The organism is Amorphus sp. MBR-141 (assembly GCF_053628695.1).
Map to the genome: position 1 here is coordinate 169,183 of NZ_JBRJGW010000004.1, position 26,465 is coordinate 195,647.

At 68.3% G+C, this 26,465-nt stretch carries 22 protein-coding genes; 9 read left to right on the top strand and 13 right to left on the bottom strand.

From position 1 onward, the window contains the following. Window positions 1-111: 111 nt before the first annotated feature. The 8 genes from ACSSVZ_RS07365 to fabA form a co-directional block, all read right to left on the bottom strand. Window positions 112-1,431 (bottom strand): bifunctional folylpolyglutamate synthase/dihydrofolate synthase, encoded by a 1,320-nt coding sequence (locus tag ACSSVZ_RS07365; RefSeq protein WP_453969146.1) that lies wholly within the window; start codon window positions 1,429-1,431, stop codon window positions 112-114. A gap of 12 nt (window positions 1,432-1,443) precedes the next feature. Then, a complete protein-coding gene (gene accD / locus ACSSVZ_RS07370) occupies window positions 1,444-2,403 on the bottom strand; it encodes an acetyl-CoA carboxylase, carboxyltransferase subunit beta (RefSeq protein WP_453969147.1) in 960 nt (319 codons plus the stop codon). Between the two features lie 34 nt (window positions 2,404-2,437). After that, window positions 2,438-3,289: a tryptophan synthase subunit alpha gene (gene trpA / locus ACSSVZ_RS07375; protein WP_453969148.1), complete on the bottom strand. Its 852-nt coding sequence runs from the start codon at window positions 3,287-3,289 to the stop codon at window positions 2,438-2,440. Continuing rightward, window positions 3,277-4,491, bottom strand: coding sequence for a tryptophan synthase subunit beta (trpB, locus tag ACSSVZ_RS07380; protein WP_453969149.1), 1,215 nt, complete (start codon window positions 4,489-4,491; stop codon window positions 3,277-3,279). The genes trpA and trpB overlap by 13 nt, the downstream gene beginning before the upstream one ends. Before the next feature lie 49 nt (window positions 4,492-4,540). Beyond that, window positions 4,541-5,257, bottom strand: coding sequence for a phosphoribosylanthranilate isomerase (locus ACSSVZ_RS07385; RefSeq protein WP_453969150.1), 717 nt, complete (start codon window positions 5,255-5,257; stop codon window positions 4,541-4,543). Continuing rightward, window positions 5,254-6,123, bottom strand: coding sequence for an enoyl-ACP reductase FabI (gene fabI / locus ACSSVZ_RS07390; protein WP_453969151.1), 870 nt, complete (start codon window positions 6,121-6,123; stop codon window positions 5,254-5,256). Before fabI ends, ACSSVZ_RS07385 begins: the two co-directional genes overlap by 4 nt. 85 nt (window positions 6,124-6,208) lie before the next feature. After that, entirely contained in the window at window positions 6,209-7,426 is a 1,218-nt protein-coding gene (gene fabB, locus ACSSVZ_RS07395) for a beta-ketoacyl-ACP synthase I (protein ID WP_453969152.1), read from the bottom strand. A 259-nt stretch (window positions 7,427-7,685) separates the two neighbouring features. Then, a complete protein-coding gene (fabA, locus tag ACSSVZ_RS07400; protein WP_453969153.1) occupies window positions 7,686-8,216 on the bottom strand; it encodes a 3-hydroxyacyl-[acyl-carrier-protein] dehydratase FabA in 531 nt (176 codons plus the stop codon). A gap of 409 nt (window positions 8,217-8,625) precedes the next feature. On the opposite strand from fabA, the gene irrA reads away from it, so the two are divergent. After that, window positions 8,626-9,081 (top strand): iron response transcriptional regulator IrrA, encoded by a 456-nt coding sequence (gene irrA / locus ACSSVZ_RS07405; protein WP_453969154.1) that lies wholly within the window; start codon window positions 8,626-8,628, stop codon window positions 9,079-9,081. A 105-nt stretch (window positions 9,082-9,186) separates the two neighbouring features. On the opposite strand, the gene ACSSVZ_RS07410 is transcribed toward irrA, so the two are convergent. Beyond that, a complete protein-coding gene (locus tag ACSSVZ_RS07410) occupies window positions 9,187-9,750 on the bottom strand; it encodes an SH3 domain-containing protein (RefSeq protein WP_453969155.1) in 564 nt (187 codons plus the stop codon). A 293-nt stretch (window positions 9,751-10,043) separates the two neighbouring features. Here ACSSVZ_RS07410 and ACSSVZ_RS07415 point away from each other — a divergent pair, with 293 nt between their 5' ends. Next, entirely contained in the window at window positions 10,044-11,039 is a 996-nt protein-coding gene (locus ACSSVZ_RS07415; protein ID WP_453969156.1) for a 2-hydroxyacid dehydrogenase, read from the top strand. Between the two features lie 49 nt (window positions 11,040-11,088). On the opposite strand, the gene ACSSVZ_RS07420 is transcribed toward ACSSVZ_RS07415, so the two are convergent. Beyond that, entirely contained in the window at window positions 11,089-11,676 is a 588-nt protein-coding gene (locus tag ACSSVZ_RS07420) for an N-acetyltransferase family protein (protein ID WP_453969157.1), read from the bottom strand. 589 nt (window positions 11,677-12,265) lie between these two features. Between ACSSVZ_RS07420 and ACSSVZ_RS07425 the strand changes: the two genes are divergently transcribed. Continuing rightward, window positions 12,266-12,784: an AprI/Inh family metalloprotease inhibitor gene (locus ACSSVZ_RS07425; RefSeq protein ID WP_453969158.1), complete on the top strand. Its 519-nt coding sequence runs from the start codon at window positions 12,266-12,268 to the stop codon at window positions 12,782-12,784. A gap of 143 nt (window positions 12,785-12,927) precedes the next feature. Here the strand turns inward: ACSSVZ_RS07425 and ACSSVZ_RS07430 are convergent, their stop codons facing one another. Both ACSSVZ_RS07430 and ACSSVZ_RS07435 read right to left on the bottom strand, forming a co-directional pair. Further along, on the bottom strand, window positions 12,928-13,731 hold the full coding sequence (locus ACSSVZ_RS07430) for a lipid II flippase Amj family protein (protein ID WP_453969159.1): 804 nt from the start codon (window positions 13,729-13,731) through the stop codon (window positions 12,928-12,930). Between the two features lie 95 nt (window positions 13,732-13,826). Further along, window positions 13,827-15,155 carry a DUF2254 domain-containing protein gene (locus tag ACSSVZ_RS07435; RefSeq protein ID WP_453969160.1) on the bottom strand — a complete coding sequence of 443 codons (1,329 nt, stop codon included), beginning with the start codon at window positions 15,153-15,155 and terminating at the stop codon, window positions 13,827-13,829. 237 nt (window positions 15,156-15,392) lie between these two features. Here ACSSVZ_RS07435 and recA point away from each other — a divergent pair, with 237 nt between their 5' ends. From recA to ACSSVZ_RS07450, 3 genes are all read left to right on the top strand, one after another. Continuing rightward, window positions 15,393-16,484 carry a recombinase RecA gene (gene recA / locus ACSSVZ_RS07440; protein ID WP_453969161.1) on the top strand — a complete coding sequence of 364 codons (1,092 nt, stop codon included), beginning with the start codon at window positions 15,393-15,395 and terminating at the stop codon, window positions 16,482-16,484. Between the two features lie 672 nt (window positions 16,485-17,156). Beyond that, the gene (alaS, locus tag ACSSVZ_RS07445; protein ID WP_453969162.1) at window positions 17,157-19,826 is read left to right on the top strand and encodes an alanine--tRNA ligase; all 2,670 of its coding nucleotides are present in this window, start codon (window positions 17,157-17,159) and stop codon (window positions 19,824-19,826) included. Window positions 19,827-19,978: 152 nt separating this feature from the next. Further along, on the top strand, window positions 19,979-21,283 hold the full coding sequence (locus ACSSVZ_RS07450; protein WP_453969163.1) for a cyclic nucleotide-gated ion channel: 1,305 nt from the start codon (window positions 19,979-19,981) through the stop codon (window positions 21,281-21,283). Window positions 21,284-21,436: 153 nt separating this feature from the next. On the opposite strand, the gene ACSSVZ_RS07455 is transcribed toward ACSSVZ_RS07450, so the two are convergent. Continuing rightward, window positions 21,437-23,002 (bottom strand): 2-isopropylmalate synthase, encoded by a 1,566-nt coding sequence (locus ACSSVZ_RS07455; RefSeq protein WP_453969164.1) that lies wholly within the window; start codon window positions 23,000-23,002, stop codon window positions 21,437-21,439. Between the two features lie 459 nt (window positions 23,003-23,461). On the opposite strand from ACSSVZ_RS07455, the gene ACSSVZ_RS07460 reads away from it, so the two are divergent. The 3 genes from ACSSVZ_RS07460 to ACSSVZ_RS07470 all read left to right on the top strand — a co-directional run bounded on the left by ACSSVZ_RS07460 (window position 23,462) and on the right by ACSSVZ_RS07470 (window position 26,296). Then, window positions 23,462-23,842, top strand: a complete 381-nt coding sequence (locus ACSSVZ_RS07460) for a hypothetical protein (protein WP_453969165.1) — start codon at window positions 23,462-23,464, stop codon at window positions 23,840-23,842. A gap of 104 nt (window positions 23,843-23,946) precedes the next feature. Next, on the top strand, window positions 23,947-25,161 hold the full coding sequence (locus ACSSVZ_RS07465) for an NADP-dependent isocitrate dehydrogenase (protein ID WP_453969166.1): 1,215 nt from the start codon (window positions 23,947-23,949) through the stop codon (window positions 25,159-25,161). A 232-nt stretch (window positions 25,162-25,393) separates the two neighbouring features. Continuing rightward, window positions 25,394-26,296 carry a class I SAM-dependent methyltransferase gene (locus ACSSVZ_RS07470; protein ID WP_453969167.1) on the top strand — a complete coding sequence of 301 codons (903 nt, stop codon included), beginning with the start codon at window positions 25,394-25,396 and terminating at the stop codon, window positions 26,294-26,296. Window positions 26,297-26,465: the final 169 nt, after the last annotated feature.

Consider the following 26,465-nt stretch of genomic DNA (forward strand, 5'->3'; position numbering starts at 1 on the left):
TGATCTGGCGAACCATGTCTGTTGTGAATTCAAGGACTTGTTGCCGATTTCGTGGGCATGCACCGGCCGAAATCGCCCGCGCCCGGGGCGCGTTCCGCAGGGCGTGACGCCTCAGACGGGCGGCGTCCCGTTCTGGGCCAGCACGTCGCCGGCCAGGTAGAGCGATCCGCAGATGAGGATGCGCGGTGGCGGCTCGAACCGCCAGCTCTCCGACAGCAGCCGCAGCGCGGTGAGCACGCTCGACACCGGTTCGGCTGTCACCCCGGCCGTCTCGGCGAGGTCGGCCAGCGGCCCCGGCTGGATCGCCGCTTCCGAACCGAACACCGTCACCGTGAAGACGTGCCGGACGAGGCCCGAGAACGGCCGGAAGAAGCCGACCGGATCCTTGGTGGCCAGCATGCCGCTGATCAGGAACAGCGGGCGGGAGACCCGGTCTTCGAGATCGGCCATGAACGCGGCGAGCGCTTCGCCGGCATCCGGATTGTGTCCGCCGTCGAGCCAGATCTCGGCGCCGGGCATGGCGGCGTCGACGATCTTGCCGCGGGTGAGGCGTTGCAGGCGCGCCGGCCACTCGACGTTCTGCAGCGCCTTCTCGGCGCTGTCGAGACCGGACCACAGCCCGCCGGCGCGCAGCGCGGCGATCGCCGTGCCGGCGTTGGTGATCTGGTGGCGGCCCGGCAGGCGCGGCGGCGGCATGTCGAAGAGCGCCGTCTCGTCCTGGTAGATGAGCCGGCCCCGCTCCTCCATCACCGACCATTCCTGGCCGCCGAGATGGAGCGGTGCGCGGGCGCGCGCGGCCGCCCGCTCGATCACCGCGGTGATGGCGTCGGACTGGGGGGCAGCCACGACCGGCCGTTCGCGCTTGATGATGCCGGCCTTCTCCTCGGCGATCGCCTCGACGGTGTCGCCCAGGAAGCGCTGGTGGTCGAGCCCGATCTGGGTGATGACCGAGACCAGCGGCTGATCGACGACGTTCGTCGCGTCGAGCCGTCCGCCGAGGCCGGTCTCCAGCAGCAGCACGTCCGCCGGCATCTCTGAGAACAGCAGGAAGGCGGCGGCGGTGGTGATCTCGAAGAAGGTGATCGGCGCGCCGTCGTTGGCGCGCTCGGCCCGTTCGAGCGCATCGGTCAGCATCCCGTCGTCGACGAAATGGCCGCCGTCGGGGGCCGCGAGGCGGATGCGCTCGTTGAACCGCACCAGATGGGGCGAGGTGTATACGTGCACGGCCTTGCCGTCGGCCTCCAGCGCGGCGCGCAGGAAGGCCGTCGTCGAGCCCTTGCCGTTGGTGCCGGCGATGTGGATCGTCGGCGGCAGCCGCTTTTCCGGATTGCCGAGCGCGTCGAGCAGCAGCGTCATCCGCTCGAGCGACAGATCGATGACTTTCGGGTGGAGCGTCAGCAGGCGCTCCAGGATGGCGTTGGTGTGATCCATGAAAGGTACGGCTTAGGCTGTCTGGTCTGCGGGGACGCCGTCGGCGGCGACTGCCGTGTCGGCGGTGCCGTCGCCGGCCGCCAGCGACGCCTCGGCGAGCGGAACCGGCAGCGTCGCGGGGTCCGGCTGATGCGTCAGGAGGCGCAGGATCCGCGCCAGCGTCGCACGCATCTCGTGGCGGTGGACGACCATGTCGACCATCCCGTGCTCGAGCAGGTACTCGGCGCGCTGGAAGCCCTCGGGCAGCTTCTCGCGGATGGTCTGGGCGATGACGCGGGGGCCGGCGAAGCCGATCAGCGCGCCGGGCTCGGCGATGTGGATGTCGCCCAGCATCGCGTAGGAGGCGGTGACGCCGCCGGTGGTCGGGTTGGTCAGCACGACGATGTAGGGCAGGCCGGCTTCCTTCAGCGCCATCACCGCCGCGGTGGTGCGTGGCATCTGCATGAGCGACAGGATGCCCTCCTGCATGCGCGCGCCGCCGGAGGCGGCGAACAGCACGAACGGCAGGTGCTCGTGGCGGGCGAGGTCGAGGCCGGTGATCAGCGCCTCGCCGGCCGCCATGCCGAGCGAGCCGCCCATGAAGTTGAAGTCCTGCACCGTGACGACGGTGTCCATCGTCTCGATGCGGCCGCGGGTGACCACGACGGCATCGTCGCGGCCGGTCTTGGTGCGCGCGTCCTTCAGCCGTTCGGAATAGCGACGCTCGTCGCGGAACTTCAGCGGGTCGGCCACGACCGACGGCGTCGCGATGGTCTCGAAGGCGCTCTCGTCAAACAGCAGTTCGAGCCGCCGGCTGACCGGAATGCGCATGTGGACGCCGGAGTTCGGCACCACGAACTGGTTGGCCTCGAGATCGCGGTGGAACACCATCTCGCCGGTCTCCGGACACTTGATCCAGAGCTTCTCGGGCACCTCCCGCTTGTTCAGGAAGGAGCTGATCTTCGGCCGGATGACGCTGTTGATCCAGTTCACGGGTGAAACCCCTCGGTCATGCGTGGACGCGCTCTCAGGCGGCTGCGCCGGTGCGCGCGGTGCGGATCCCGTCGGACAGACTGCGCACCATATCAAGCACGGCGGGCACGGTCGCTGCCGTTACCTTACCGCCGTCATCGAGCGAATTTGCGACGGCGCCGACCAGCGCGGAGCCGACGACGACGGCATCGGCCGCGGCGGCGATCTCGCGCGCCTGTTCGGGCGTCCTTACTCCAAAGCCGACCGCCACGGGAAGGGGGGTGTGCCCCTTGATCCGCTGGACGGCCGCCGACACCCGCGCCGGATCGGGCGCGGCGGTGCCGGTGACGCCTGCGATGGACACGTAGTAGACGAAGCCGGAGGTGTTGGCGAGCACCACCGGCAGGCGCGTCTCGTCGGTGGTCGGCGTTGCCAGCCGGATGAAGGCAAGGCCGGCCTTCAGCGCCGGCAGGCAGAGCTCGCTGTCCTCCTCCGGCGGCAGGTCGACGATGATCAGCCCGTCGACGCCGGCCTCAATCGCATCGGCGAGGAAGCGGTCGCGGCCGTAGGAGTGGATCGGGTTGAAATAGCCCATCAGCACGATCGGCGTCTCGTCGTCGGTGCGCCGGAAGGCGCGCACCATGTCGAGCGTCTTCGGCACCGTCTGCCCGGCCTTGAGTGCCCGCAGCGAGGCCGCCTGGATCGCCGGCCCGTCGGCCATCGGATCGGTGAACGGCATGCCGAGCTCGATCACGTCGGCGCCGGCGGCCGGCAGGCCGTCGAGCATGGCCTGGCTGGCGGCCTGATCGGGGTCGCCGGCGGTGAGGAAGGTGACGAGACCGGCGCGGCCTTCGGCCTTCAGCTTCGCGAAGCGGGCGTCGAGGCGGGCGACGGTCACAGGTCCCATCCCATGGTCTTGGCGATGGTGTGGACGTCCTTGTCGCCGCGGCCGCACAGATTCATGACGATGACCTGGTCCTTGTCCATGCCCGGCGCCATCTTGGCGACCTGAGCGAGGGCGTGGGAGGGCTCGAGCGCCGGCAGGATGCCCTCGGTGCGCGCGCACAGCGCAAACGCCTCCAGGGCCTCCTGGTCGCCGATGGGCACATAGGTCACGCGGCCGGATTCCTTCAGCCACGAATGCTCCGGGCCGATGCCCGGATAGTCCAGGCCGGCCGAAATCGAATGGCCTTCGAGGATCTGGCCGTCGTCGTCCTGCAGCAGGTAGGTGCGGTTGCCGTGCAGGACGCCCGGCCGCCCGGCCGTCAGAGAGGCGCAGTGCCGGTCGCCGTCGAGCCCGTCGCCGCCCGCCTCGACGCCGGTGATCGCCACGCCGGGATCGTCGAGGAAGGGATGGAACAGGCCGATGGCGTTGGAGCCGCCGCCGACGCAGGCGACGAGCTGGTCCGGCAGCCGTCCCTCGGCCTCGAGGATCTGGTCGCGGGTCTCCCGGCCGATCACCGACTGGAAGTCGCGGACGAGCTCCGGATAGGGGTGCGGACCGGCGGCCGTGCCGATCAGGTAGTAGGTGCTGTCGACGTTGGCGACCCAGTCGCGCAGCGCCTCGTTCATGGCGTCCTTCAGCGTGCCGGCACCCGACGTCACCGGAATCACCTCGGCGCCGAGGAGCTTCATGCGGAACACGTTGGGCTTCTGCCGCTCCACGTCGGTGGCGCCCATGTAGACCACGCAGGGCAGGCCGAAGCGCGCGCAGACGGTCGCGGTCGCGACGCCGTGCTGGCCGGCGCCGGTCTCGGCGATGATGCGCGTCTTGCCCATGCGGCGGGCGAGCAGGATCTGGCCGAGGCAGTTGTTGATCTTGTGGGAGCCGGTGTGGTTCAGCTCGTCGCGCTTGAAGTAGACCTTGGCGCCGCCGAGTTCCTCGGTCAGCCGCTCGGCGAAGTAGAGCGGGCTCGGGCGGCCGGTGTAGGTCGCGTGCAGCCCGTCGAGCTCGGCCTGGAAGGCCGGATCGGCCTGGGCGGCGCGGTAGGCGGCCTCCAGCTCCAGGATCAACGGCATCAGGGTTTCGGCGACGAACCGGCCGCCGAAGACGCCGAAATGGCCGGAGGCGTCGGGTCCGGATCGGAAGGTGTTCGGCTTGTGGGTCACGGCGGTCGGCTCGCTCGGGTTTCGGGACAGGTCGCTCGGCTGGCGGCGGTCAGGCGGTCTCGCGATAGGGCAGGCGGCCCGAACCCTCTCGCTCCGCCCTGCGCGCCGCAGCCACGAAGGCGGCAATCAGGGCTGGGTCCTTGCGGCCAGGCGCGGCCTCCACGCCCGACGAGACGTCGATCGCAGCGGGGCGTCTGCGCATGACCGCGTCCGCGACACTGTCGGGATCCAGCCCTCCGGAAAGCATGAACCGCAAATTCGGGTCAAGCGTGGCGAGCAGCGACCAGTCGAAGGCGGCGCCGTTACCGCCGGGACGGGTCGCGTCCCGGGGCGGCTTGGCGTCCAGCAGCAGGTGATCGGCGACATCGCGGTAGAGGTCGAGGCGGGCGAGGTCGGCCGATGTCGCGATGCCGATTGCCTTCATCACGGGCAGCCCGTGGGCGGCCTGCGCCGCGCGGACGCGGTCGGGGCTCTCCGACCCATGGAACTGCAGCATGGTCGGCGCCACGGTGCGCACGATGTCCGCCAGCGTCTGATCGTCGGCATCGACGGTCAGCGCCACGATCCCGGCGCGGCCCCGGGCGCGCGCGGCCAGCGCGGCGCCGTCTTGAAGCGACAGGTGGCGTGGGCTCGGCGGAAAGAACACGAGGCCGATCATGTCCGCGCCGGCATCGAGGGCGGCGTCGACGGCGGCCGCATCGGTCAGCCCGCAGATCTTGATCAGCAGACGGTCCGCCGCGCCGACCGCGCGGCCGGACTGGCTCATCCGCTCGCGCGGGTCGGCTCGATCGGCCGCCCCGCCGCCTCCATCTCTTCCTCGACCAGCTCGCGGCGCTCTTCGGCCTTGAGCTCGTCGAGCTGCGGCATGGAGATGATGTTGTAGCCGGAATCGACGAAGTGGATCTCGCCGGTCACGCCGCTCGACAGGTCCGACAGCAGGTACAGGCCGGTGCCGCCGATCTCGTCGATGGTCACCGTGCGGCGCAGCGGCGCGTGCTTGCGCTGGTAGTTGAACATCAGCCGCGCGTCGGTGACGCCGGCGCCGGCGAGCGTGCGCACGGGACCTGCCGAGATCGCGTTGACGCGGATGTTCTGCTCGCCGAGGTCGGAGGCGAGATAACGCACCGACGATTCGAGCGCGGCCTTGGCGACGCCCATCACGTTGTAGTTCGGCATGACGCGGCTGGCGCCGCCGTAGGTGAGCGTCACGATCGAGCCGCCGTCGGTCATCAGCGCGGCGGCGCGCTTGGCCGCCTCGGTGAACGAGAAGCAGGAGATCACCATGGTGCGCACGAAATTCTCGCGGCTGGTGTCGCAGTAGCGGCCCTTGAGCTCGTTGCGATCGGAATGGGCGATCGCGTGGACGAGGAAGTCCATCGAGCCCCACGTCTCCCGCACCGTCTCGAACACGGCGTCGACGGAGGCGGTGTCCTCCACATCGCACGGCACCACGAACGGCGAGTTCACGGAATCGGCCAGCGGCTTCACGCGCCGGCCGAACTGGTCGCCCTGATACGTGAAGCCAACTTCGGCGCCCTCGTCGGCGAGGCGCTTGGCGATACCCCAAGCGATCGAATGGTTGTTCGCGACGCCCATCACGAGGCCGCGCTTGCCCGCCATCACTCCCGCCATTCGATCAACCTCCTGGAGCAGAACGGTCCGTTCCGCTCTTGCCGTTCCGATGTCTAAGGGACGCCGGGCAAGGGCCCGGAGCCGACTACCCGTCGTAGCGCTTCAACACGATGGACGCATTGGTGCCGCCGAACCCGAAGGCGTTCGACATGACGCATTCCAGATCGACGTTGTCCTGACGCTCACGCACGATCGGCATGTTCGCAAACGCCGGATCAATCGTTTCGATGTTGGCCGATTCGCAGATGAAGCGGTTCTTCATCATCAGGAGCGAGTAGATCGCCTCGTGGACGCCCGCGGCCCCCTGCGAGTGACCGGTCAGGGACTTGGTCGCCGAAATGGGCGGAATGTTGTCGCCGAACACGGTCTGGATCGCCTCGATCTCGCGCAGGTCGCCGATCGGCGTCGAGGTCGCGTGCGGGTTGATGTAATCGATCGTGCAGCCGGCCTGGTCGACGGCCAGGCGCATGCAACGCGCGCCGCCTTCACCGGACGGTGCCACCATGTCGACGCCGTCGGAGGTGTGGGCGTAGCCGACGATCTCGGCGTGAATGGTCGCGCCGCGCGCCTTGGCGTGTTCGAGCTCTTCAAGCACCAGCACGCCGGCGCCGCCGGAAATGACGAAGCCGTCGCGGTTCGCGTCATAGGCGCGCGAGGCCTTGGCCGGCGTGTCGTTGTACTTGCTGGACATGGCGCCCATGGCGTCGAACAGGACGGACAGCGTCCAGTCCAGCTCCTCGCAGCCGCCGGCGAACATGATGTCCTGCTTGCCCATCTGGATCTGCTCGTAAGACGAGCCGATGCAGATGTTGGTGGTTGCGCAGGCGGCGGCGATCGAGTGGTTGAGACCCTTGATCTTGAACCAGGTGGCGAGTGTCGCCGATGCGGTGGACGACATCGCCTTCGGGACCGCGAACGGTCCGACGCGGCGCGGACCCTTGTCGCGGGTGATGTCGGCCGCCTCGACGATCGTCCGGGTCGACGGTCCGCCGGAGCCCATGATGATGCCGGTGCGGATGTTGGAGATCTCGTTCTCCTCCAGCCCTGCGTCGGCGATGGCCTGGTCCATGGCGACATGGTTCCAGGCGGTGCCGCCGCCGTGGAAGCGCATGGCCCGGCGGTCGACGACGTCTTCCGCGTTCAGCGTCGGCGCGCCGTGAACCTGCGAGCGGAACCCGAGTTCGGCATATTTCTCTGCCCGCACCACGCCTGGCCTGGCGTCGCGCAGCGAGGCCAGAACCTCATCGGTGTTGTTGCCGATCGACGACACGATCCCCATGCCGGTGACGACGACACGTCTCATTCAGGCCTCCGTAGGTGTTCGCCGGCGCTGAAGCGGCCGGGGCGGGCGACGGCGCCTGCCCGGTGCTCCATCACATCGAAGCTGATCATTTCCTGGACCTCCCGGCGAGTCCAAATGCCTCTGGAGCACGATCAGGATGGGTGATGGCACCCATCGCCCGCGATCGTGACCAATTCCTATAAGCTGGAGCGACCAGGCCGCAGCCACAAGGCTGCCGTTCGTTCCAGTCAAGCCGCCGGCAGGGCAGGCGGCTCGCTGATCAGGCGGCGGCCGGTGCTTCGTCCACGAAGAGGCCGACCCGCAGCCCCTGGGCGCTGAAGATCTGCTCTCCGTCGGCCTTCACCCACCCGTCGCCGATGCCGAGGGTCAGTCGCGACCGCATGATGCGCTTCACATCGACGCCGTACTCGAGCTTCTTCACCGTCGGCAGCACCATGCCGGTGAACTTCACTTCGCTCGTCGACAGGGCGCGTCCGCGGCCCGGCGCACCGAGCCAGCCAAGGTGGAAGCCGAGCATCTGCCACAGGGCGTCGAGGCCCAGGCAGCCCGGCATCACCGGGTCGCCCTTGAAGTGGCAGGCGAAGAACCAGAGGTCGGGCCGCACTTCAAGTTCGGCGGTGATGTGGCCCTTGCCGTGCGCGCCGCCGTCCTCGCCGATCGACGAGATGCGATCGAACATCAGCATCGGCGGAAGCGGAAGCTGCGCGTTGCCGGGACCGAACAGCTCACCGCGACCGCACGCCAGGAGATCTTCGTACTCGAAACTGGAGCGGCGTTCTTCAGTGGTCATGCCGGTATAGATTCCTTGTTTCCCCTTGGCCCGAGCGCGTTGCGGCGGTACCGTCCGGCACGCCATTCCGCTCGAGGCTCTCGCCGCCCCGTTCCCCGTCCCGCGTTCTGTGAACAATCGCGAGGAACACGCGACGGGCGAGTTCCTAACACAGGCAATCCGGGTCGCAAAGCCACCGTTGCGGAGGGCTGTCTCGACCGGCGGCTGCGACATCGTGGCCGGGCCATCGGGGGAATGTTGCGGCAGGCGGTGCGCGCTGCTAATTTAGACTATTGTGATCGGCTTTTAATACGGTTACATACGCAACGATATTGACTGTTGTACCAATCGGCCGGAACAGGCACGGCTTTGTTTCGGCTACACTGGACGCCCACGCGTTCGGACCACCGTCGGAGACAAGGAGACAGCGATGCAGGTTGCCCGCTCGCATCACGACCACCTTCATGCGGCCGCGACTGCGCGCGACATCAAATCGATGCTTCGTGAAGCAGGGCTCCGTCCGACACGCCAGCGCGTCGCGCTCGCCGACATCCTGTATCGGCACGGCAACCGTCACATTTCGGCGGAGCAGCTGCACGAGGAGGCGATTTCGGCCCGCGTGCCGGTGTCGCTCGCGACCGTCTACAACACGCTGCACCAGTTCACCCAGGCCGGCTTCCTTCGGGAAGTCGCGGTGGACGGCACCAAGACCTATTTCGACACCAACGTCACCGACCATCACCACTTCTTCAACGAGCTGGACAATTCGGTGGTCGACATTCCCGGCAGCGGCCTGTCGATCGACGACGTTCCGACCCCGCCGGAAGGCATGGAGATCGTCCGCGTCGACGTGGTGGTGCGCATCCGGCCGATCCAGCGCAGCTAGACCGACGGTTCGTCGGCCCAGTCCACTGGCCAGACTGTGTGATCGGCGCCCTCGGGGCGCCGATTTGCGTTTGGGGTGCACGGGTCGCAGGGGCGGGGCTGGCGGTCAGTCGAAGGTCTCGTTCGGGTAGACCCCGAACAGCGTCTTCTGCGAGATGAAGCCTTGCCAGTTGGTGCCGGACACCTCGCACCAGACCCCGTCGCAGGCCTTGACGTCGCCCAGCACCTTCGGCTCCAGCAGGGCCGCGACGCGTCCAGTGTCGTCCCGGCCCGCGTAGAGCGGCACCGGGTCGGTGCGCCAGGGGGCCACGAGCGCGGTGCGGCGCGACGCCAGCAGGCTGTGATAGACCCAGCCCTCCGCGCCGTCCGAATCACGGATGCGGCGCCAGTTGTCGAACTCCTGGACGACCTCCACGGGCCATCCGGTCCGCTTGAAGGTCCATTTCACCGCGTAGTCGGTGCCGGGACCGGCACGCACGTTCACCTCGTTTGACTTCAGGCTCACGAAGCGCGGCAGCGGCAGGCCGCTCGGTCCCTTCTGGACGGTGCCGGGCGTCTGGGCGTGGGCGGCAAGAGGCAGGCACGCAACGATGCCTGCGGCGAAGAACAGGCCGGCGAGCCAGCGCCGGCGCGTGAGTGCTTGGGTCAATAGGGACACTGCCTGGCTCATGGGTGGATCCTGGAACCCTAGCCGATCCCCGGCGGCGATCAAATCGGGGTGTCGGAAGGGGCGGTCACGGGGCGTTTCCTCGCGTCGGTGTGTGCGGCTGTCCCGGGCGTGCCTCCCGATCCGGCCCGCCCGCCCATCAGCCACCGTTGCGGCGGGCGCACAGTGCCGAGTTGAGTTTCAGGCGCGGTCTGCTAGACGTTCTGACCTTGTGCCGGGGGGTGGCCGTCTGCTGAGATGGACGCTTGCCGGTATAGGGTAAAGGAAGCTTCAACAGCTCTGGCGAGTGGCGCGCGATGGCAAAGAAAAAGCCTCTGGTGGTGGTCACCCGGAAATTGCCGGATGCCGTTGAGACCCGCATGCGCGAGCTCTTCGAGACGCGGCTCAATCTCGACGATCGGCCGTTGACCCAGGCCGAGCTCGTCGAAGCGGCGAAGACCGCCGACGTCCTTGTGCCGACGATCACCGATCGCATCGATGCGGCGGTGCTGTCCCAGGCCGGCCCGAATCTCCGCCTGATCGCGAACTTCGGCAACGGTGTGGACAACATCGACGTCGACACCGCGACCAACCGCGGCATCACCGTGACCAACACCCCGGGCGTCCTCACCGAGGACACCGCCGACATGACCATGGCGCTGATGCTGGCCGTGCCGCGCCGGCTGATCGACGGCATCCGCGCGGTCGAGGCGGACGAATGGGGCGGGTGGTCGCCGACCTGGATGCTGGGGCGGCGCATCTGGGGCAAGCGCCTCGGCATCGTCGGCATGGGCCGGATCGGAACCGCGGTGGCGCGGCGGGCGAAGGCCTTCGGCATGTCGATCCACTACCACAACCGCCGGCGCGTTTCCTCCGACCTTGAGGAAAGCCTGGAGGCCACCTACTGGGACAGCCTCGACCAGATGCTGGCCCGGATGGACGTGGTGTCGGTGCACTGCCCGCGCACCCCGGCGACCTTCCACCTCCTGTCGGCGCGCCGGCTGAAGCTGATGCGGCCCGAGGCCTACATCGTCAACACCGCCCGCGGCGACGTGGTGGACGAGACGGCGCTGATTCGGCTCCTGGAGGCCGGCGACCTCGCCGGCGCCGGGCTGGACGTGTTCGAGCACGAGCCGGCGGTCAATCCCAAGCTGATGGCGCTGACGCGGACGGGCAAGGTCGTCCTGTTGCCGCACATGGGGTCGGCGACCATCGAGGGCCGCATCGACATGGGCGAGAAGGTGATCATCAACATCCGCACCTTCATGGACGGGCATCGCCCGCCGGACCGCGTCCTGCCGTCGATGCTCTAGGTGAGCAGGGACGCCTGATCGCCGCGAATACGCGCAGGCGTCCTGCCGGTCAGCCGCGCGCGGTCAGCAGCCGGCCCACGTCGAACATGACGTTGGCGACGTTGTAGCTTTCCTCGATCGCCTCGCGCGCAAAGGTGAAGGCGGTCGGACGCGGGGTGGACACGTGCCCGACGACCTCGTCGCCGATGATCTCCAGATCGGCGGCGAAGCCGGCCGCGAGGCGGCGCATGGTGCGGTTGGAGGCCTGGCAGGTCACGATGACCCGGCGGATGCTGCGCGCGCAGGCCGCGGCCAGAATGCGCTCCATGAGCGTCGAGCCGATTCCCCGGCCCTGCCAGTCGCGCTCCACCGAAAAGGCCGCTTCCGCCGTGGCGATGTCCATCGTCCCCAGCGGATGCAGTTCGGACACGCCGCGCAGGACCTCGTCCTCGAAATATCCATACAGGATCGCTTCGCTCGCCATCGTGCGTGCGGCGTAGGCTTCGAGGAAATGCTCGGAAACGGCGAGGCCGAAGCGGCCGCGCCGGGTGATGGTATCGAGGCGCAGAAGATGCTCGCGGAAGCTTTCTTCGTCGCTTGTCCGCAGGCGCCGGCACAGGCCGGTCCGATCGGTGATGTTTATGTTGCGGTGCGGCATTTGGTTGCTCCTGCAATCCGAAGACAACCCGCGCTCAGGCTTCCATCCCAGGTGATTTCTCGCGTATACCCTGAATAGGTTCGGCGGATCGCCGAAACAAGACAAGGTGCCGGGAACCAGCTATGCTCATTGTGCACTGCACAGTGTGGCGGGCGCGTGACCGGGTTGGGGCGCTCCCGGATCAAGCTCCCGGATCAAAGACGGCTTCAGGCCGAGCCAGGCCGACCTGACGAGACCTGGACGACGCTGCTGCCGGGCTGCGGGTTGCGGTCGGCAAACCGGCCACCACCTTTGCCGTTCCTGGGTGGTGACGGGCACGCACGTAGGCGCGCCGTGCCGAAAGCCGCCCGGCGCGGCCGGACGTCCTGCGGAGTGACAGCCCTGGACCGGAAGACGGGGCATGCGAGGCGCCCGATTGAGGCCGTTTCGGCGGGTCATGAAAGAGCGATGGATGACCCGGTAGACTGGGCGTGCGAAAAAAAACCGGAAAAACTGCCGACAGACGTCAAGGTTGCATAAACTTTCTGCGACCAAACACGTTGTTGGATCTGTATCCCGATCGAGGAAGCGGAATAGGAAGTCTGACGAAATGCCCTTCAAGACATGGACCTTCGCGCTCCTGGCCACCGCCGTTGCCCTGGCCGGCTGCTCCAGCACCTCGACGCGCTATGCGTCCCCGCTTCCCGCCACGCCGAGCCAGCCGGTGAGTTCGGGCCAGCTTCGCCCGATCGAGCCGACCCCGCCTCCGGTGCAGGAGCCGGTCGTGGAAGAACAGGTTGCCACCGAAACCCAGGTCGCCGCGCTGCCCGACCAGACGTCTGCGCTCGAACTGCAGCGCACGGATCTTCTCGGCGGCTGGGGCGTCACCTCCGGCGGTGAAACCTGCCAGCTGTTCATGACGCTCACCACCTGGACCGGCGGCTACCGGGCCTCGACGCGGGGCTGTCAGGGCGAGGAACTGTCCAAGGTCTCGGCCTGGGAGCTGTCCGGCAAGCAGATCGTGCTGAAGAACAGCGAGGGCGGCAACGTCGCCACCCTGCTGGCGACCCAGGCCGACAACTTCAACGGCGCCACCGTCGGCGGCCGCGCCATCTCCGTCTACCGCTAGGGCCCGTTCCGATCAGGCGGGCTCGACTCGCCGGATCGATCAGAAATGGCCTGACGCTGCGATGTCACCAGGAGCCGTCCCGCATTGGATTGTGGGGCGGCTTCCGCGCGTGCCGGCGTCCCGTGCGCGCTGGCGGTTCCGCCTCAGATCAGCCGCGCGATCCAGGCGATCAGGTAGGCGCTGGGGACCAGCAGCGCCTGTGCGAGCAAGGTTCCCAGCAGCCGGCTTGCGACCATCCACACCACGACCCGCCGGAATCGCGGTTCGCTTTCGCGGCCCCGCACCACGTCGTCGGTCAGGCCGGCAAGGTAGGGATCGATCACCACGAACAGTGCGATCGTGGCAACCCCGTTGACGATGGATGACAGGGTCGCGGCGGTGACGCGGAAGGCGGGATCGATCGTGCCCGCGTAGATGGCCGCGAGCACGCCCACCGTCCACAGGGCGTTCGCCACGACGTTCAGCACCAGGATGGACCAGGAAACGTCGCGACCGGGGCTGAGGCCCCGGAGGTTCGCCAGCCGCGGCAGCGCCAGCGAGCGCCTGAGCACGGCGAGCCCCGAAGGCGCCATCGCCCGGGCGACCAGCCGGGGCACCGAGCGGTCGCGGGCGAAGCGGTCGACGCCGCTCACCGCGATGCGCTGCATGGTGGGGATCATCAGCCCCCCGACGATGGTGGCGAGCGAGGCCGCCCCGAGGATCAGGCTGAAGTCGAGCAGCAGCGGATGCGCCACCAGGCCGAGAATGTCGGTCTCCACCCGCTTGGCGATGAACGGCCCCTGGAACGAGTTCGACGTGCGCGACACCAGCACGAGGATGTTGAACAGCGACAGCGCCGTGGCGATCCGCCCGGTGCGGACGCCGGCGATGCGGAACGCGTAGGCGAGGGTGCCGACCAGGTGGATGACGAAGATGAGGGCGAGGATGAAGGCGAGCTGCAGATCCACGTCGCGTGAACCCCGGGAAGCCCGGCTGTCAGGCCGGCGCCGGCGGGGGGACGGGGCCGCCTGAGGCGGAGCTTACAGCCACCATCGCGGCGGACTCATGGCCGAGCGGCATCCGGCGCCGGTGTTTTTGCGGCCATCGCGACGGCGCGCACCCGGTCCTTTTCCTCCTCCAGGTGGAGCGCGGCCTCGCTGCGCTTGAGCGCCATTTCCGACTGCCGGTACGCGCAGGCGGCGAACTCGGGGCCGCCGATCTCCGCCAGCGCCGTGAAGGCCTTCTGGAGCCGGATCTGCACCTCGGCGAAGCCCGCGCCGTCGCGGGCGATCGGCGTGAACATGTCCTCGAACAGGTCGTCGGTCTCCAGACGGGCGATCCAGATCCGCGAATAGAGCTGTTCGCCATCCTCGGCCGCCTCAGCGGTCGCGTGCCATTCGGCGAGAACGCGCACCCCGCGGCCGATGATGTCGATCGCCGTGCCCGGGTCGTTGATGCCGGGCGAGAGCGCCCGCGAGGCGATTTCGGCGAGCACAGACAGGCCGAAGCGCGGGTCGCTGTCGTAGGTGCGCAGGTCGTCGATGGAGAACGAGCTGGCGATCAGCGTGCGGGCGTCCTCGATGTCGTTGCCGTTCACCCAGGCCAGCGGAAACCGGGGATGGACGAAGCGGCCGGGCGGCGCGTTGATGTAGATGTCGACGGCGTGGTCCTCGGCGATGTCCGCCAGGCCCGACATCGCCAGATGCTGCACGTAGCCGACCCGATCCGGGTAGATGGCCACCGCGTCGGGCGGAACGGAGCCGAGCGGCCGGGCGCCCAGCGTCGGGCTGCGGCCCCGGGCGGCCAGGGCGGAGCGGGTGGCGTCTTCCACCCGTTCGGTCGGTTCCTCGATCCGCCCCATGCTCGACAGATGGTCGATCCAGCGCAGCATGGTCAGCACGATCAGCAGCACGACGACGGTGGTGACCGCGAACAGGATCACCCGGCCGCGCTCGCCGTAGGCCCCGGTGGACAGCGCGATGATCCCGACGAGGCTGAACAGGAACGAGCCGATGAAGGTCCCGAGCGCGTTCTGGGCGGTGCTGTCCTGCAACAGGAGCCGGGTGGCGCGCGGCGTCACGTTGCTGGTCACCGACGAGTAGTGGGTCACCATCACGCTCAGCGAGAAGGTGGTGACCGCCAGCATGCTGGAGGCGAGGATCTTGAGGATGTCGTCGACGGCGTCCGCGCCGATGGAAGCCGACAGCTCGTAGGGGATGAACGGGCCGATGACGGTGGCCGCGAGCGCCGAGATGACGGCGAGCACCGCGAACAGGCTGGCGCGAACCCACAGCTTTCTCGTGATCTGCAGGAGGATCCATTGCCACTTGGAAAGCATGCGTGTCCCGATCGTGCTGAGGGCGTGCGGACCCGAGACCGCGACGATGGTCAACGGCGCCCACCCCTTTTGGTTCGCAGTATGTTACGGGAGGGGCAGGACAAATCGCCATCGAATTGATTCTCCGGGCTGTCCGGCGGAGCGAACGTGCCGCGCGGGCCCGGCCGATTGGCGCCATCGAAAGGATGAAACTGCAACCGTGAAAAAAGAACATATTGCGAACATGAACAAAACGAGTACACTCAGCTTGTTTGAAACGTTCCCGGCGTCGTGAGACATAGGAGACCACGAATGGCGCAGTCGAATCTGAAGTTGGTCGAGGGATCCTCCATGGACAAAAGCAAGGCGCTGGACGCGGCGGTCTCCCAGATCGAGCGTTCGTTCGGCAAAGGCTCCATCATGAAGCTTGGCGCCGGCCAGGTGGTCGAGGTGGAGTCCGTGCCGACCGGCTCGCTGGGCCTGGACATCGCGCTCGGGATCGGCGGGCTGCCGCGCGGGCGCGTCGTCGAGATCTACGGTCCGGAATCGTCCGGCAAGACGACGCTGGCGCTGCACACGGTGGCGGAAGCCCAGAAGAAGGGCGGCATCTGCGCGTTCATCGACGCCGAGCACGCGCTCGATCCGATCTATGCGCGCAAGCTCGGGGTGGGGATCGAGGATCTGTTGATCTCGCAGCCCGATACCGGCGAGCAGGCGCTGGAAATCTGCGACACGCTGGTCCGCTCCGGCGCCATCGACGTGCTGGTGATCGATTCGGTCGCGGCGCTCACGCCGCGCGCCGAACTCGAGGGCGAGATGGGCGACCAGCTGCCCGGCCTGCAGGCGCGGCTGATGAGCCAGGCGCTGCGCAAGCTCACCGGTTCGATCTCGCGCTCGCACACGATGGTCATCTTCATCAACCAGATCCGGATGAAGATCGGCGTCATGTTCGGGTCGCCGGAAACCACCACCGGCGGCAACGCGCTCAAGTTCTACGCCTCGGTCCGCCTCGACATCCGCCGCATCGGCGCGATCAAGGACCGCGACGAGGTGGTCGGCAACCAGACCCGCGTGAAGGTGGTGAAGAACAAGCTGGCCCCGCCGTTCCGCGAGGTCGAGTTCGACATCATGTACGGCGAGGGCGTGTCGAAGGTGGGCGAGCTCCTCGACCTGGGCGTCAAGGGCGGCATCGTCGAGAAGTCCGGCGCCTGGTTCTCCTACGACAGCCAGCGGCTCGGGCAGGGGCGCGAGAACTCCAAGCAGTTCCTGCGCGATCATCCGGACGTGGCGGCCACGATCGAGGCGGCGATCCGGCAGAATGCCGGCCTGATCGCCGAGCGCATCGTCGGCCAGGCGGAGCCGGACGCGGAAGGCAGCGAAGCCGACCTCGCTGCCGACGGCTAGAGCGGGATGAGGACAGCGGGATGCCGGCGTTCCGCTCGCATCCCGTTCCGGGATTTCACCGCCGGCCACGGTTACTGCCGGCCACGGTTCATGGCGTCAGGTTGATCGGACCTGGCTTCGTCGTGAACCGGAGCCTGTGCTGGTCGGGTCGACCCAGCCTGACCGGAGACGACTGCGGACGGCATTGATGCCGAAGCTGCGGCCGACCAGACAGCCCGATGTGGTCGGAAGACGCACCGGGCCTGCGCCCGCGGCGGTGGCAGCGATCCGGACCGACGGGTTCGTCAGCGTTGCGGCGAGTGTCCCGAAGACGGCCGGCCCCGAAAGGTCGGCCGCTTTGCGTTTGGGCGCCGCGGCTCGGGAACGCCGGTGTCCGCGCCGGGCGCGACGAGCCCACGGAACGTGCTACATCTCGGTCCGGGCGGCAGCCGCCGGGGACCCCCGGTCGCCTCCGCCCGATGCGTCCTGCGGACATCGCAGGGCTCGCCGACCGGCAGTCCGCGGCCGGAGACCGCACCCTGCGGCGACGGCCCTCGCGCGGGCGCCCGGACCGGGTTGCGCCGCCGGCGTTCACTTCGATCGCAGACGTGCGGTGGACAGGACCGGGTGCACGTCTATAAATCCGGCAAAACGAAGATCCGGCGGGAGCCGCCGGTACCAACGGGCAGTTTCATGAGCGGCGTCAACGAAATCCGGTCCCACTTCCTGGACTATTTTGCGCGTGAGGGTCACGAGATCGCGCCGTCGAGCTCGCTCGTCCCGCGCAACGACCCGACGCTGATGTTCACCAACGCCGGAATGGTGCAGTTCAAGAACGTCTTCACCGGCCACGAGCACCGCGCCATCCCGCGCGCCGTGACCGCCCAGAAGTGCGTGCGCGCCGGCGGCAAGCACAACGACCTCGACAACGTCGGCTACACGGCCCGCCACCACACCTTCTTCGAGATGATGGGCAACTTCTCCTTCGGCGACTATTTCAAGGACCGGGCGATCGAGCTCGCCTGGAACCTGGTCACCAAGGAGTTCGGGCTGCCGGCCGACCGGCTGATCGCCACCGTCTATTCCGAGGACGACGAGGCCTACGACCTCTGGAAGAAGATCGCCGGGCTGCCGGAGGACCGGATCATCCGGATCGCCACCTCCGACAACTTCTGGCAGATGGGCGACACCGGCCCCTGCGGACCGTGCTCGGAAATCTTCTTCGACCACGGTCCGGACGTTCCGGGCGGTCCGCCCGGCTCGCCCGACGAGGACGGCGACCGGTTCATCGAGATCTGGAACCTCGTGTTCATGCAGTTCGACCAGCAGCCGGGCGGCGAGCGGCTGGCCCTGCCGAAGCCGTCGATCGACACCGGCATGGGGCTGGAACGCGTCGCCGCGGTCCTCCAGGGCGTCCACGACAACTACGACATCGACCTGTTCCGCGCGCTGATCGGCGCCTCGGAGGACCTCATCGGCGTTCCGGCCGAAGGGGCCCAGGCGGTCAGCCACAAGGTGATCGCCGACCATCTGCGTGCGACGAGCTTCCTCATCGCCGACGGGGTGATGCCGTCCAACGAGGGCCGCGGCTACGTGCTGCGCCGGATCATGCGGCGCGCCATGCGCCACGCCCAGCTCCTGGGCGCGCGCGATCCGGTGATCTTCAGGCTGGTGCGGACGCTGGTCCGCGAAATGGGCCGCGCCTATCCGGAGCTCGGCCGCGCCGAGGACATGATCGCCGAGACGCTGGAGCTCGAGGAGGAGCGCTTCCGCCGCACGCTGGAGCGCGGTCTTGCGCTGCTCGACGAGGCGACCGAGCCGCTTGGACAGGGCGCGACGCTCGACGGCGAGACGGCGTTCAAGCTCTACGACACCTACGGCTTCCCGCTCGACCTCACCCAGGACGCGCTGCGCGGCCGCGGCCTCACCGTCGATGTCGCCGGCTTCGACGCGGCGATGGAGCGCCAGCGCGCCGAGGCCCGCAAGGCCTGGTCCGGCTCCGGCGACGCCGCCGTCGAGACCGTCTGGTTTGCGGTCAAGGACCGGGTCGGGGCGACAGACTTCCTCGGCTACGAGACGGACGTCGCCGAGGCGATCGTCACCGCGCTGGTCGCCGACGGCAAGGAGGTCGACCAGCTCGAGACCGGCATGAGCGGCGCCGTGGTGCTGAACCAGACGCCGTTCTACGGCGAATCGGGTGGCCAGGTCGGCGACACCGGCACCATCTCCGCCCAGGGCGTGCGCTTCCGGGTGACCGACACCCAGAAGAAGGCCGACGGCGTCTTCGTGCACCTCGGCACCGTCGAGGAGGGCGTCCTCGTCCGCGACCTGGCGGTGGACCTGGCGATCGAGGCGGCGCGCCGCACGTCGATCCGCGCCAACCATTCCGCCACCCATCTCATCCACGAGGCGCTGCGGCAGGTGCTCGGCACCCATGTCGCCCAGAAGGGCTCGCTCGTCGCCCCCGACCGGCTGCGCTTCGACTTCTCCCACAACAAGCCGATCTCGGCGGAAGACCTCGCCAGGATCGAGGACATAGCCAACCGCATCGTGCTGCAGAACGACCGCGTCTCTACCCGTCTGATGGCGCTGGAGGATGCCGTCGCGGCGGGCGCGATGGCGCTGTTCGGCGAGAAATATTCCGACGAGGTCCGGGTCGTGTCGATGGGCCACGAGGCGGCCGCCGACGGGCGCGAGCGGGTCTACTCGATGGAGCTGTGCGGCGGCACCCATGTCGGTCGCACCGGCGAGATCGGGCTAGTGACGGTCGCCTCCGAATCGGCCGTGTCGGCCGGCGTGCGCCGCATCGAGGCGTTCACCGCCGATCACGCGCGCCGCTACCTGGAGGGGCAGGACCAGCGCCTGCGCGAGGTCGCCGGCGCACTGAAGGTGTCGGTTGCCGACGTGGTCGAGCGCGCCGCCGCCCTCATGGAGGACAAGCGCCGACTGGAGCGCGAACTCGCCGACGTCCGCAAGAAGCTCGCGCTCGCCGGGCCGGCGGTCGCCGGCGGCGGCGACGAGGTGAAGACGGTCGGCTCGATCCGCTTCATGGGCCGCATCGTCGACGGGATCGGCGGCAAGGACCTGAAGAGCCTGGTCGACGACGCCAAGCGGAAGATCGAATCCGGTGTCGTGGCGGTCATCGGCCGCGCCGACGACGGCAAGGCTGGCATCGTGGTGGGCGTGACCAGCGACCTGACGGGCCGGTTCAACGCCGTCGATCTGGTACGCGCCGGATCCGAGGCGCTCGGCGGCAAGGGCGGCGGCGGACGGCCGGATCTCGCCCAGGCCGGCGGTCCGAACGCCGCCGATGCGGCTGCCGCCATCGCCGCGGTCGAGGCGGCCGTCGCGGCCGTCGGCTAAAGTGTTTCCTGTCCGGGTCGCGTCGATCCGGACGCGACGAAACGGCGCAAGGTCGTCGGTCCGGGGTCCATTCTCGTCGATCCGGTGATGTCGGCCGATCGGGGGAGGCGCCGGGTCCGGTCGTACGGGCACGCGAAGCGGGGAGGGGCTGTATGGCATCGGACGGCCGCACCGCGGGGCGTGGACCGGGGAACGGTCGCAGGCGCTCGCCCATTTCGGTGGCGCGTCCGGCCCCGATGGGCTGGCGCGAGAGGGCCCGGCGCAAGGCCTACTTCCTGCTGGAGAGCGACGGATCGCCCGATCCGTGGGCGCTGGCGCTGCGCTACGCGCTGATCGCGCTGGTCGTCTTCAACGTCGTCATCGGACTTGCAGCAACCAGCCCGGAGATCCGGCGTGGCCACGAGACGCTGTTCGTCGTCATCGAAGTGGCGACGCTGTTGCTGTTCGCCGTCGAATACGCGGCGCGGATCTGGTCGGCCGTCGAGCATCCGCGCTATCACGGGCTGCCGCACTGGAAGGCGCGCCTGCGCTATGCGCTGACCCCGGCGGCGCTCATCGACGGCATGGTGATCCTGCCGCTGGCAGCGGCGCCTTTCGTGGCCATCGACCTGTCGTCGTTCCTGTTCCTCCGGGTCGTGCGGCTCCTGAAGCTGTTTCGCTATTCCAGCGGCATGGCGGCGCTCGGCGAGGCGGTGTTCGCCGAGCGCCGCGCGCTGCTCGCCTGCTCCGTCATCCTGGTGGCGGTCGTGCTGATCGCCGCCACCAGCATCACCCACGCCGAGCGCGCCGTGCAGCCGGAGATCTTCGGCAGCATCGCCAAGTCGCTCTGGTGGGCGGTGGTGACGATCACCACGGTCGGCTACGGCGACGCGGTGCCGGTGACGCCGCTGGGCCGCTTCATCGCGGTCGCGACCATGGTGGTCGGCTTCGCCTTCATCGCGCTTCCGACCGCCATCCTGTCGTCGTCGTTCGCCGAGGTCATCCGCCGGCGCGATTTCACCATCACCTGGGGGATGATCGGCCGGGTGCCGGCCTTCGCCAGCCTCGACGCGGCCACCATCGTCCGCATCATGCCGCGGCTCGTCGCCCGCACGTACCACCCCGGCGACATCGTGGTGCACCTGCACGAGACCCCCGCCGACCTGCACATCCTGGTGTTCGGGACCCTGGAAGGCGAGCCGATGCCCCCGGACCGGGGCGACGACGAAGCCGATTCGGACGGGGATGTCCCCGCCGGCGAGGCGGTGAAGGACGAACCGCCCGAGCCGGTGATCTTCCGCGAGGGGGACATGTTCGGCGGGCCGATTGTGCTGACGGACCTCGGGACCGACGGGCCGGTGGTGGCCACGGTGACGGCCCGCCTCCTGATCCTCCCGGAGGACGACCTGAGGGTCATCGCGCGCCGGCGCCCGGACATCTTCGCGGTGCTGGCGAAGGGCGGGCCCGCTGCGGGATAGGGTGCGTGCGCGCGCGCAAAAACGCGCAGATTCGCGCAATTTCGCGCAGTCTGCCGCCCACGCTGCGCGCGCAGAACGCGCAGCCGCCCGGCACGAAAAAAGCCCGCGATCCTGCGATCGCGGGCCTTCTGTTTTCGTCGCCGGGCGAGGAGGTTAAGAGGCCTCGCGCACGCCCTGGGCGTGGATGCGCTTGATGGCGATCTTGTTGAGCGCGGCCACATAGGCCTTCGCGGAGGCGACCATGGTGTCCACGTCGGCGCCGCGGCCCGAAGCGATCCGGCCGCCGTCCTCCAGCCGCACCGAGACCTCGGCCTGGGCGTCGGTGCCCTCGGTCACCGCGTGGACCTGGTAGAGCGACAGCCGCGCCTCGTGCGGCACGATCTGCTTGATCGCGTTGAAGGTGGCGTCGACCGGACCTGAGCCCTGGGCCTCCTGGGTCACGTGGCGGCCGTCGATCTCCATGGTGACGATCGCCTTCTGCGGCGCGCCGGTGCCCGCGATGACGGTCAGCGAGATCACCCGCATGGTCTCGCCGGCGATCGCCATCTGATCCTCGACCAGTGCCTCGATGTCCTCGTCGTAGACGTGCTTCTTCTGGTCGGCGAGATCCTTGAAGCGCTTGAAGGCGTCCTCGAAGGCGTTCTGGCCCAGTTCGAAGCCCAGCTCCTTCAGCTTCTCGCGGAAGGCATGGCGGCCGGAATGCTTGCCCATCACCAGGGAGGTCGACTTCACGCCGACGTCCTCCGGCTTCATGATCTCGTAGGTCTCCGCATGCTTCAGCATGCCGTCCTGGTGAATGCCCGACTCGTGGGCGAACGCGTTCTTGCCGACGATCGCCTTGTTGTACTGGACCGGGAAGCCGGAGACCGTCGAGACCAGCTTGGAGGCCCGCATCATGAAGGACGGGTCGATGTTGGTGCGGTAGGGCAGCACGTCGCCGCGGGTGCGGATCGCCATCACCACCTCTTCCAGCGCGGCGTTGCCCGCCCGCTCGCCGAGGCCGTTGATGGTGCACTCGATCTGGCGCGCGCCGCCGGCGACGCCCGCGAGCGAGTTGGCCACCGCCATGCCCAGGTCGTCGTGGCAGTGGACGGAGAAGGTCACCTCGTCGGCACCGGGCACCTTCTCGATCATCGTCTCGAACATGGCCCGGTACTCGTCGGGCGTCGCGTAGCCGACGGTGTCGGGCAGGTTGATCGTGGTGGCGCCGGCCTTGATGGCCGCCTCGACGCAGCGGCACAGATAGTCGAGCGGCGTGCGCGTCGCGTCCATCGCCGACCACTCCACGTCGTCGATCAGGTTGCGGGCCCGGCCGACGGTTGCGGTGATGATGTCGAGAACCTCGTCCTGGTTCTTCATCATCTGGTGGGCGAGATGGATCGGCGAGGTCGACACGAACGTGTGGATGCGGCCGCGGCGGGCGTCGCGGACGGCTTCGCCGGCGCGGTCGATGTCGGCGATGACGGCCCGGGCGAGGCCGGCGATCACCGAGTGCTCGGTGCGCCGGGCAATGGTCTGCACCGCCTCGAAGTCGCCGTTCGAGGCGATCGGGAAGCCGGCCTCGATGATGTCGACGCCCATCGCATCGAGCACCTCGGCGACCTGCACCTTCTCTTCAAGCGTCATGGAGGCGCCGGGCGACTGCTCGCCGTCGCGCAGGGTGGTGTCGAAGATCTTGATCTCGGCCGGCGCGTCGACCGTCGGGGTCTGGGTGGTCATGGCAATGTCCTTCTCAAGGTCGGCCCGCGCAGGCTGATGTCGGGAATGCGCCGGGGCCGAGGGTGTCCTGGGTTCGCCTCGTCAATCCTCCCCTGAGAGCCTGCCCGAACGGGCCGACAGCACTCAGGGGCAGCTAAGGAGAAGAATCCGGCCGAGAAGAAGGGTGCGGGCGCTTGCGGCGTCCGTTGTCAGTGCGATCCGGAGCTTTTTCGTCTGCTCGACGGGCACGCTGGGTTTCCCGGTTTGATCACCCGAATGAACGGCCCGGTCGGACCGCTGGAAAATCTCTAATGAAAACGCGGTGAAAGTGCAACAGGCGAGCCCGGGAGGCGCCCCGGCGCGGCGCCGCGTCCCGGGGGGCGGAGGGGCCGCGCATCCTGTCACCCGCCGGTCATCGGACGGCGGCAAGGTGCGGTCGATCGTCGGCACGAGGCTGGCGGCAATCGGAGGCACGCTCGAATGATCCCCCGTTTCCTTGGCACCGCCATCATGGCCGCCACCCTGTTCGCTGCAGCGTCCACGGCGTCGGCCGGCAGCATCAATGTCTATGCGATCCCGTCGGGCGAGATCGAGGACACGGTCATGGCGGTCAGCGACAAGCTCGCCGAACTCGGCATGGCCGACGGCCACGGGTTCGGTCGTGGGCATCGGCATCGGCCGCGCCGACGCGAACGGGCAGATCGAAGAGATCCTGGCCGAGTACAGGTTCGGCGGCTCCAACTGAGCCGCGCCGCACCGCTGCGGTGGCCATCCCGGGGCCTGGGGCCGGGGACGCGCGCATTTGTTGGTCCGCCGGCGGGCGGAATGCGACGCCCATTCTTCACTTTTCGGGTGTCATGACCTAGAAGAACGGCCGCACCCAGAATTTTTCGCGTGCGACCGGCCGCCGGGGTCCTCCCGCCGGCTCCGGTCCGTCCAGGCTAAGCACCGAGGTCCGTTCCCACATGGCAAAGATCAAAGTCGATAACCCGGTCGTCGAGCTCGACGGCGACGAGATGACCCGGATCATCTGGGACTACATCAAGACGAAGCTGATCCATCCCTATCTCGACATCGACCTTCAGTACTACGACCTCAGCGTTCAGAAGCGGGACGAGACCGACGATCAGATCACGATCGATGCGGCCAACGCGATCAAGGCCTGCGGCGTCGGCGTGAAGTGCGCGACGATCACCCCGGACGAGGCGCGCGTCGAGGAATTCGGCCTGAAGAAGATGTGGCGGTCGCCGAACGGCACCATCCGCAACATCCTCGGCGGCGTGATCTTCCGCGAGCCGATCATCTGCCGCAACGTGCCGCGGCTGGTGCCCGGCTGGACGAAGCCGATCATCGTCGGCCGCCACGCCTACGGCGACCAGTACCGCGCCACCGACTTCCGCTTCCCCGGCAAGGGCAAGCTCTCCATCAAGTTCGTCGGCGAGGACGGCCAGACCATCGAGCACGACGTGTTCGATGCACCCGGCTCCGGCGTCGCGATGGCGATGTACAATCTCGACGAGTCCATCAAGGACTTCGCCCGGGCCTCGCTGAACTACGGCCTGATGCGCAACGTTCCGGTCTACCTCTCCACGAAGAACACGATCCTGAAGGCCTATGACGGCCGCTTCAAGGACATCTTCCAGGAGATCTTCGACGCCGAGTTCAAGGCGCAGTTCGACAAGGCCGGCCTGACCTACGAGCACCGCCTGATCGACGACATGGTCGCCGCGGCGCTGAAGTGGTCGGGCGGCTACGTGTGGGCGTGCAAGAACTACGACGGCGACGTGCAGTCGGACATCGTCGCCCAGGGCTTCGGCTCGCTCGGCCTGATGACCTCGGTGCTGATGACCCCGGACGGACAGACGGTCGAGGCCGAGGCCGCGCACGGCACCGTCACCCGCCACTTCCGCCAGCACGAGCGCGGCGAGGAGACCTCCACCAACTCCACCGCGTCGATCTTCGCGTGGTCGCGGGGCCTCGCCCACCGGGCGAAGCTCGACAACAACGACGACCTCAAGACCTTCGCCGAGACGCTGGAGCGGGAGACGGTCGGCGCGATCGAGGACGGTCACATGACGAAGGACCTGGCGCTGCTGGTCGGTGCCGACCAGTCGTGGCAGTCGACCACCGGCTTCCTCGACACGGTCTCCGACCGGGTCGCCAAGGCGATGGGCATGTAGCAGGGTCCGCAGCGGACCCGGGTCCGCCTCAGGCGGACCTTCGTTGCCGAGCAGGTTGCAATCTGCAGGAAGCCCGCGCCCCTTCGCGCGGGCTTTTTCGTGCGCGCAGCGGCCCTTGAACCCCGGCGCCTGTGACGCAATACTCGCCTCTGGATTGCGGGGGCGGGGCGCCCGCTTCGGATTGTGGGTGCGCGCTGCCGGGCAGCGGGCGCGCCGGGTGGAGGCTCAGCCGATGAACCAGCGAGAGGCATTCCGGCCCGTCGACCGGGAGACGGCGGGGACGCTTTCGGCGTCGGAGGCCATCCAGTACCACTACGACAACGAGACTCGCTTCTTCTCGCTGTTCCTCGACAAGACGCTCAGCTACAGCGCCGCGCGCTTTCACGTTCCGAACCGGGCGGAACCCGTTCTCGACAACCTCCACGACGCCCAGTGGGCGAAGATCCGCTTTCACCTCGACGCGCTGCAGCTGAAGCCCGGCGCGCGCATTCTCGACGTCGGCTGCGGATGGGGGGCGGTCCTCGCCGCAGCGGTCACCGAATACGAGGCGCGCGGGGCGCTCGGGCTGACGCTCTCCAGGGACCAGCGCGACCACATCGTCGGGCGCAACCTGCCGGGCGTCGAGGTCCGGCTGGAGGACGTCTACGAGGCGACGCTGGAGGGCACGTTCGACGGGATCGTGTCGGTCGGGGCGTTCGAGCACTTCGCCCGCCCGGCCATGGACAAGTCCCAGAAGATCGAGGCCTACCGGAGGTTCTTCGAGATCTGCCACGCCAATCTGGTGCCGAACGGCCTGGTCTCGCTGCAGACCATAGTCTGGGACACGCCCACCTTCGAGGAAGCCAAGACCTGGATCCCCGAGACCGTGTTCCCCCAGTCCGACATCCCGTTCATCGACGAGGTGGTGACCGCCAGCCATCCGCTGTTCCGGCTGGAATATCTGGAGAACCGGCGGGAGGACTACATCCTCACCCTCGACCAGTGGATCAGGAACCTGCGCGCTGCGAAGGACGAGATCGTCGCCACCTGGGACCGGGAGAAGTACGACTTCTTCGAGCACTATCTGCGCAATTCCAAGCTCGCGTTCGCGCGCCGCAAGAACGCGCTGTCGCGCTTCGTCCTGCGGCGGCGCTAGCGCGATCGATGCGCGCCTGATCGACCTCAGTTCATGAAACCTGAGGCAATCCAATAGCTTGGAGGGGCTGTGCGCGCAAAGCCGGCGTCCGCCTCGTCTCGTCCCGCAATGTGACCGTTCGCCACCCAAATCTGCGCTTTTCTGCGCTTTTTTGCGCTATTGCGCAGCG

Bases quoted from the DNA above. Each gene is read 5' to 3' on its own strand.
- ACSSVZ_RS07365 (WP_453969146.1), bottom strand. From the start codon at position 1,431: ATGGATCACACCAACGCCATCCTGGAGCGCCTGCTGACGCTCCACCCG.
- trpA (WP_453969148.1), bottom strand. From the start codon at position 3,289: ATGGGACCTGTGACCGTCGCCCGCCTCGACGCCCGCTTCGCGAAGCTG.
- ACSSVZ_RS07385 (WP_453969150.1), bottom strand. From the start codon at position 5,257: ATGAGCCAGTCCGGCCGCGCGGTCGGCGCGGCGGACCGTCTGCTGATC.
- fabI (WP_453969151.1), bottom strand. From the start codon at position 6,123: ATGGCGGGAGTGATGGCGGGCAAGCGCGGCCTCGTGATGGGCGTCGCG.
- fabB (WP_453969152.1), bottom strand. From the start codon at position 7,426: ATGAGACGTGTCGTCGTCACCGGCATGGGGATCGTGTCGTCGATCGGC.
- fabA (WP_453969153.1), bottom strand. From the start codon at position 8,216: ATGACCACTGAAGAACGCCGCTCCAGTTTCGAGTACGAAGATCTCCTG.
- irrA (WP_453969154.1), top strand. From the start codon at position 8,626: ATGCAGGTTGCCCGCTCGCATCACGACCACCTTCATGCGGCCGCGACT.
- ACSSVZ_RS07410 (WP_453969155.1), bottom strand. From the start codon at position 9,750: ATGAGCCAGGCAGTGTCCCTATTGACCCAAGCACTCACGCGCCGGCGC.
- ACSSVZ_RS07415 (WP_453969156.1), top strand. From the start codon at position 10,044: ATGGCAAAGAAAAAGCCTCTGGTGGTGGTCACCCGGAAATTGCCGGAT.
- ACSSVZ_RS07420 (WP_453969157.1), bottom strand. From the start codon at position 11,676: ATGCCGCACCGCAACATAAACATCACCGATCGGACCGGCCTGTGCCGG.
- ACSSVZ_RS07425 (WP_453969158.1), top strand. From the start codon at position 12,266: ATGCCCTTCAAGACATGGACCTTCGCGCTCCTGGCCACCGCCGTTGCC.
- recA (WP_453969161.1), top strand. From the start codon at position 15,393: ATGGCGCAGTCGAATCTGAAGTTGGTCGAGGGATCCTCCATGGACAAA.
- alaS (WP_453969162.1), top strand. From the start codon at position 17,157: ATGAGCGGCGTCAACGAAATCCGGTCCCACTTCCTGGACTATTTTGCG.
- ACSSVZ_RS07450 (WP_453969163.1), top strand. From the start codon at position 19,979: ATGGCATCGGACGGCCGCACCGCGGGGCGTGGACCGGGGAACGGTCGC.
- ACSSVZ_RS07455 (WP_453969164.1), bottom strand. From the start codon at position 23,002: ATGACCACCCAGACCCCGACGGTCGACGCGCCGGCCGAGATCAAGATC.
- ACSSVZ_RS07460 (WP_453969165.1), top strand. From the start codon at position 23,462: ATGATCCCCCGTTTCCTTGGCACCGCCATCATGGCCGCCACCCTGTTC.
- ACSSVZ_RS07465 (WP_453969166.1), top strand. From the start codon at position 23,947: ATGGCAAAGATCAAAGTCGATAACCCGGTCGTCGAGCTCGACGGCGAC.
- ACSSVZ_RS07470 (WP_453969167.1), top strand. From the start codon at position 25,394: ATGAACCAGCGAGAGGCATTCCGGCCCGTCGACCGGGAGACGGCGGGG.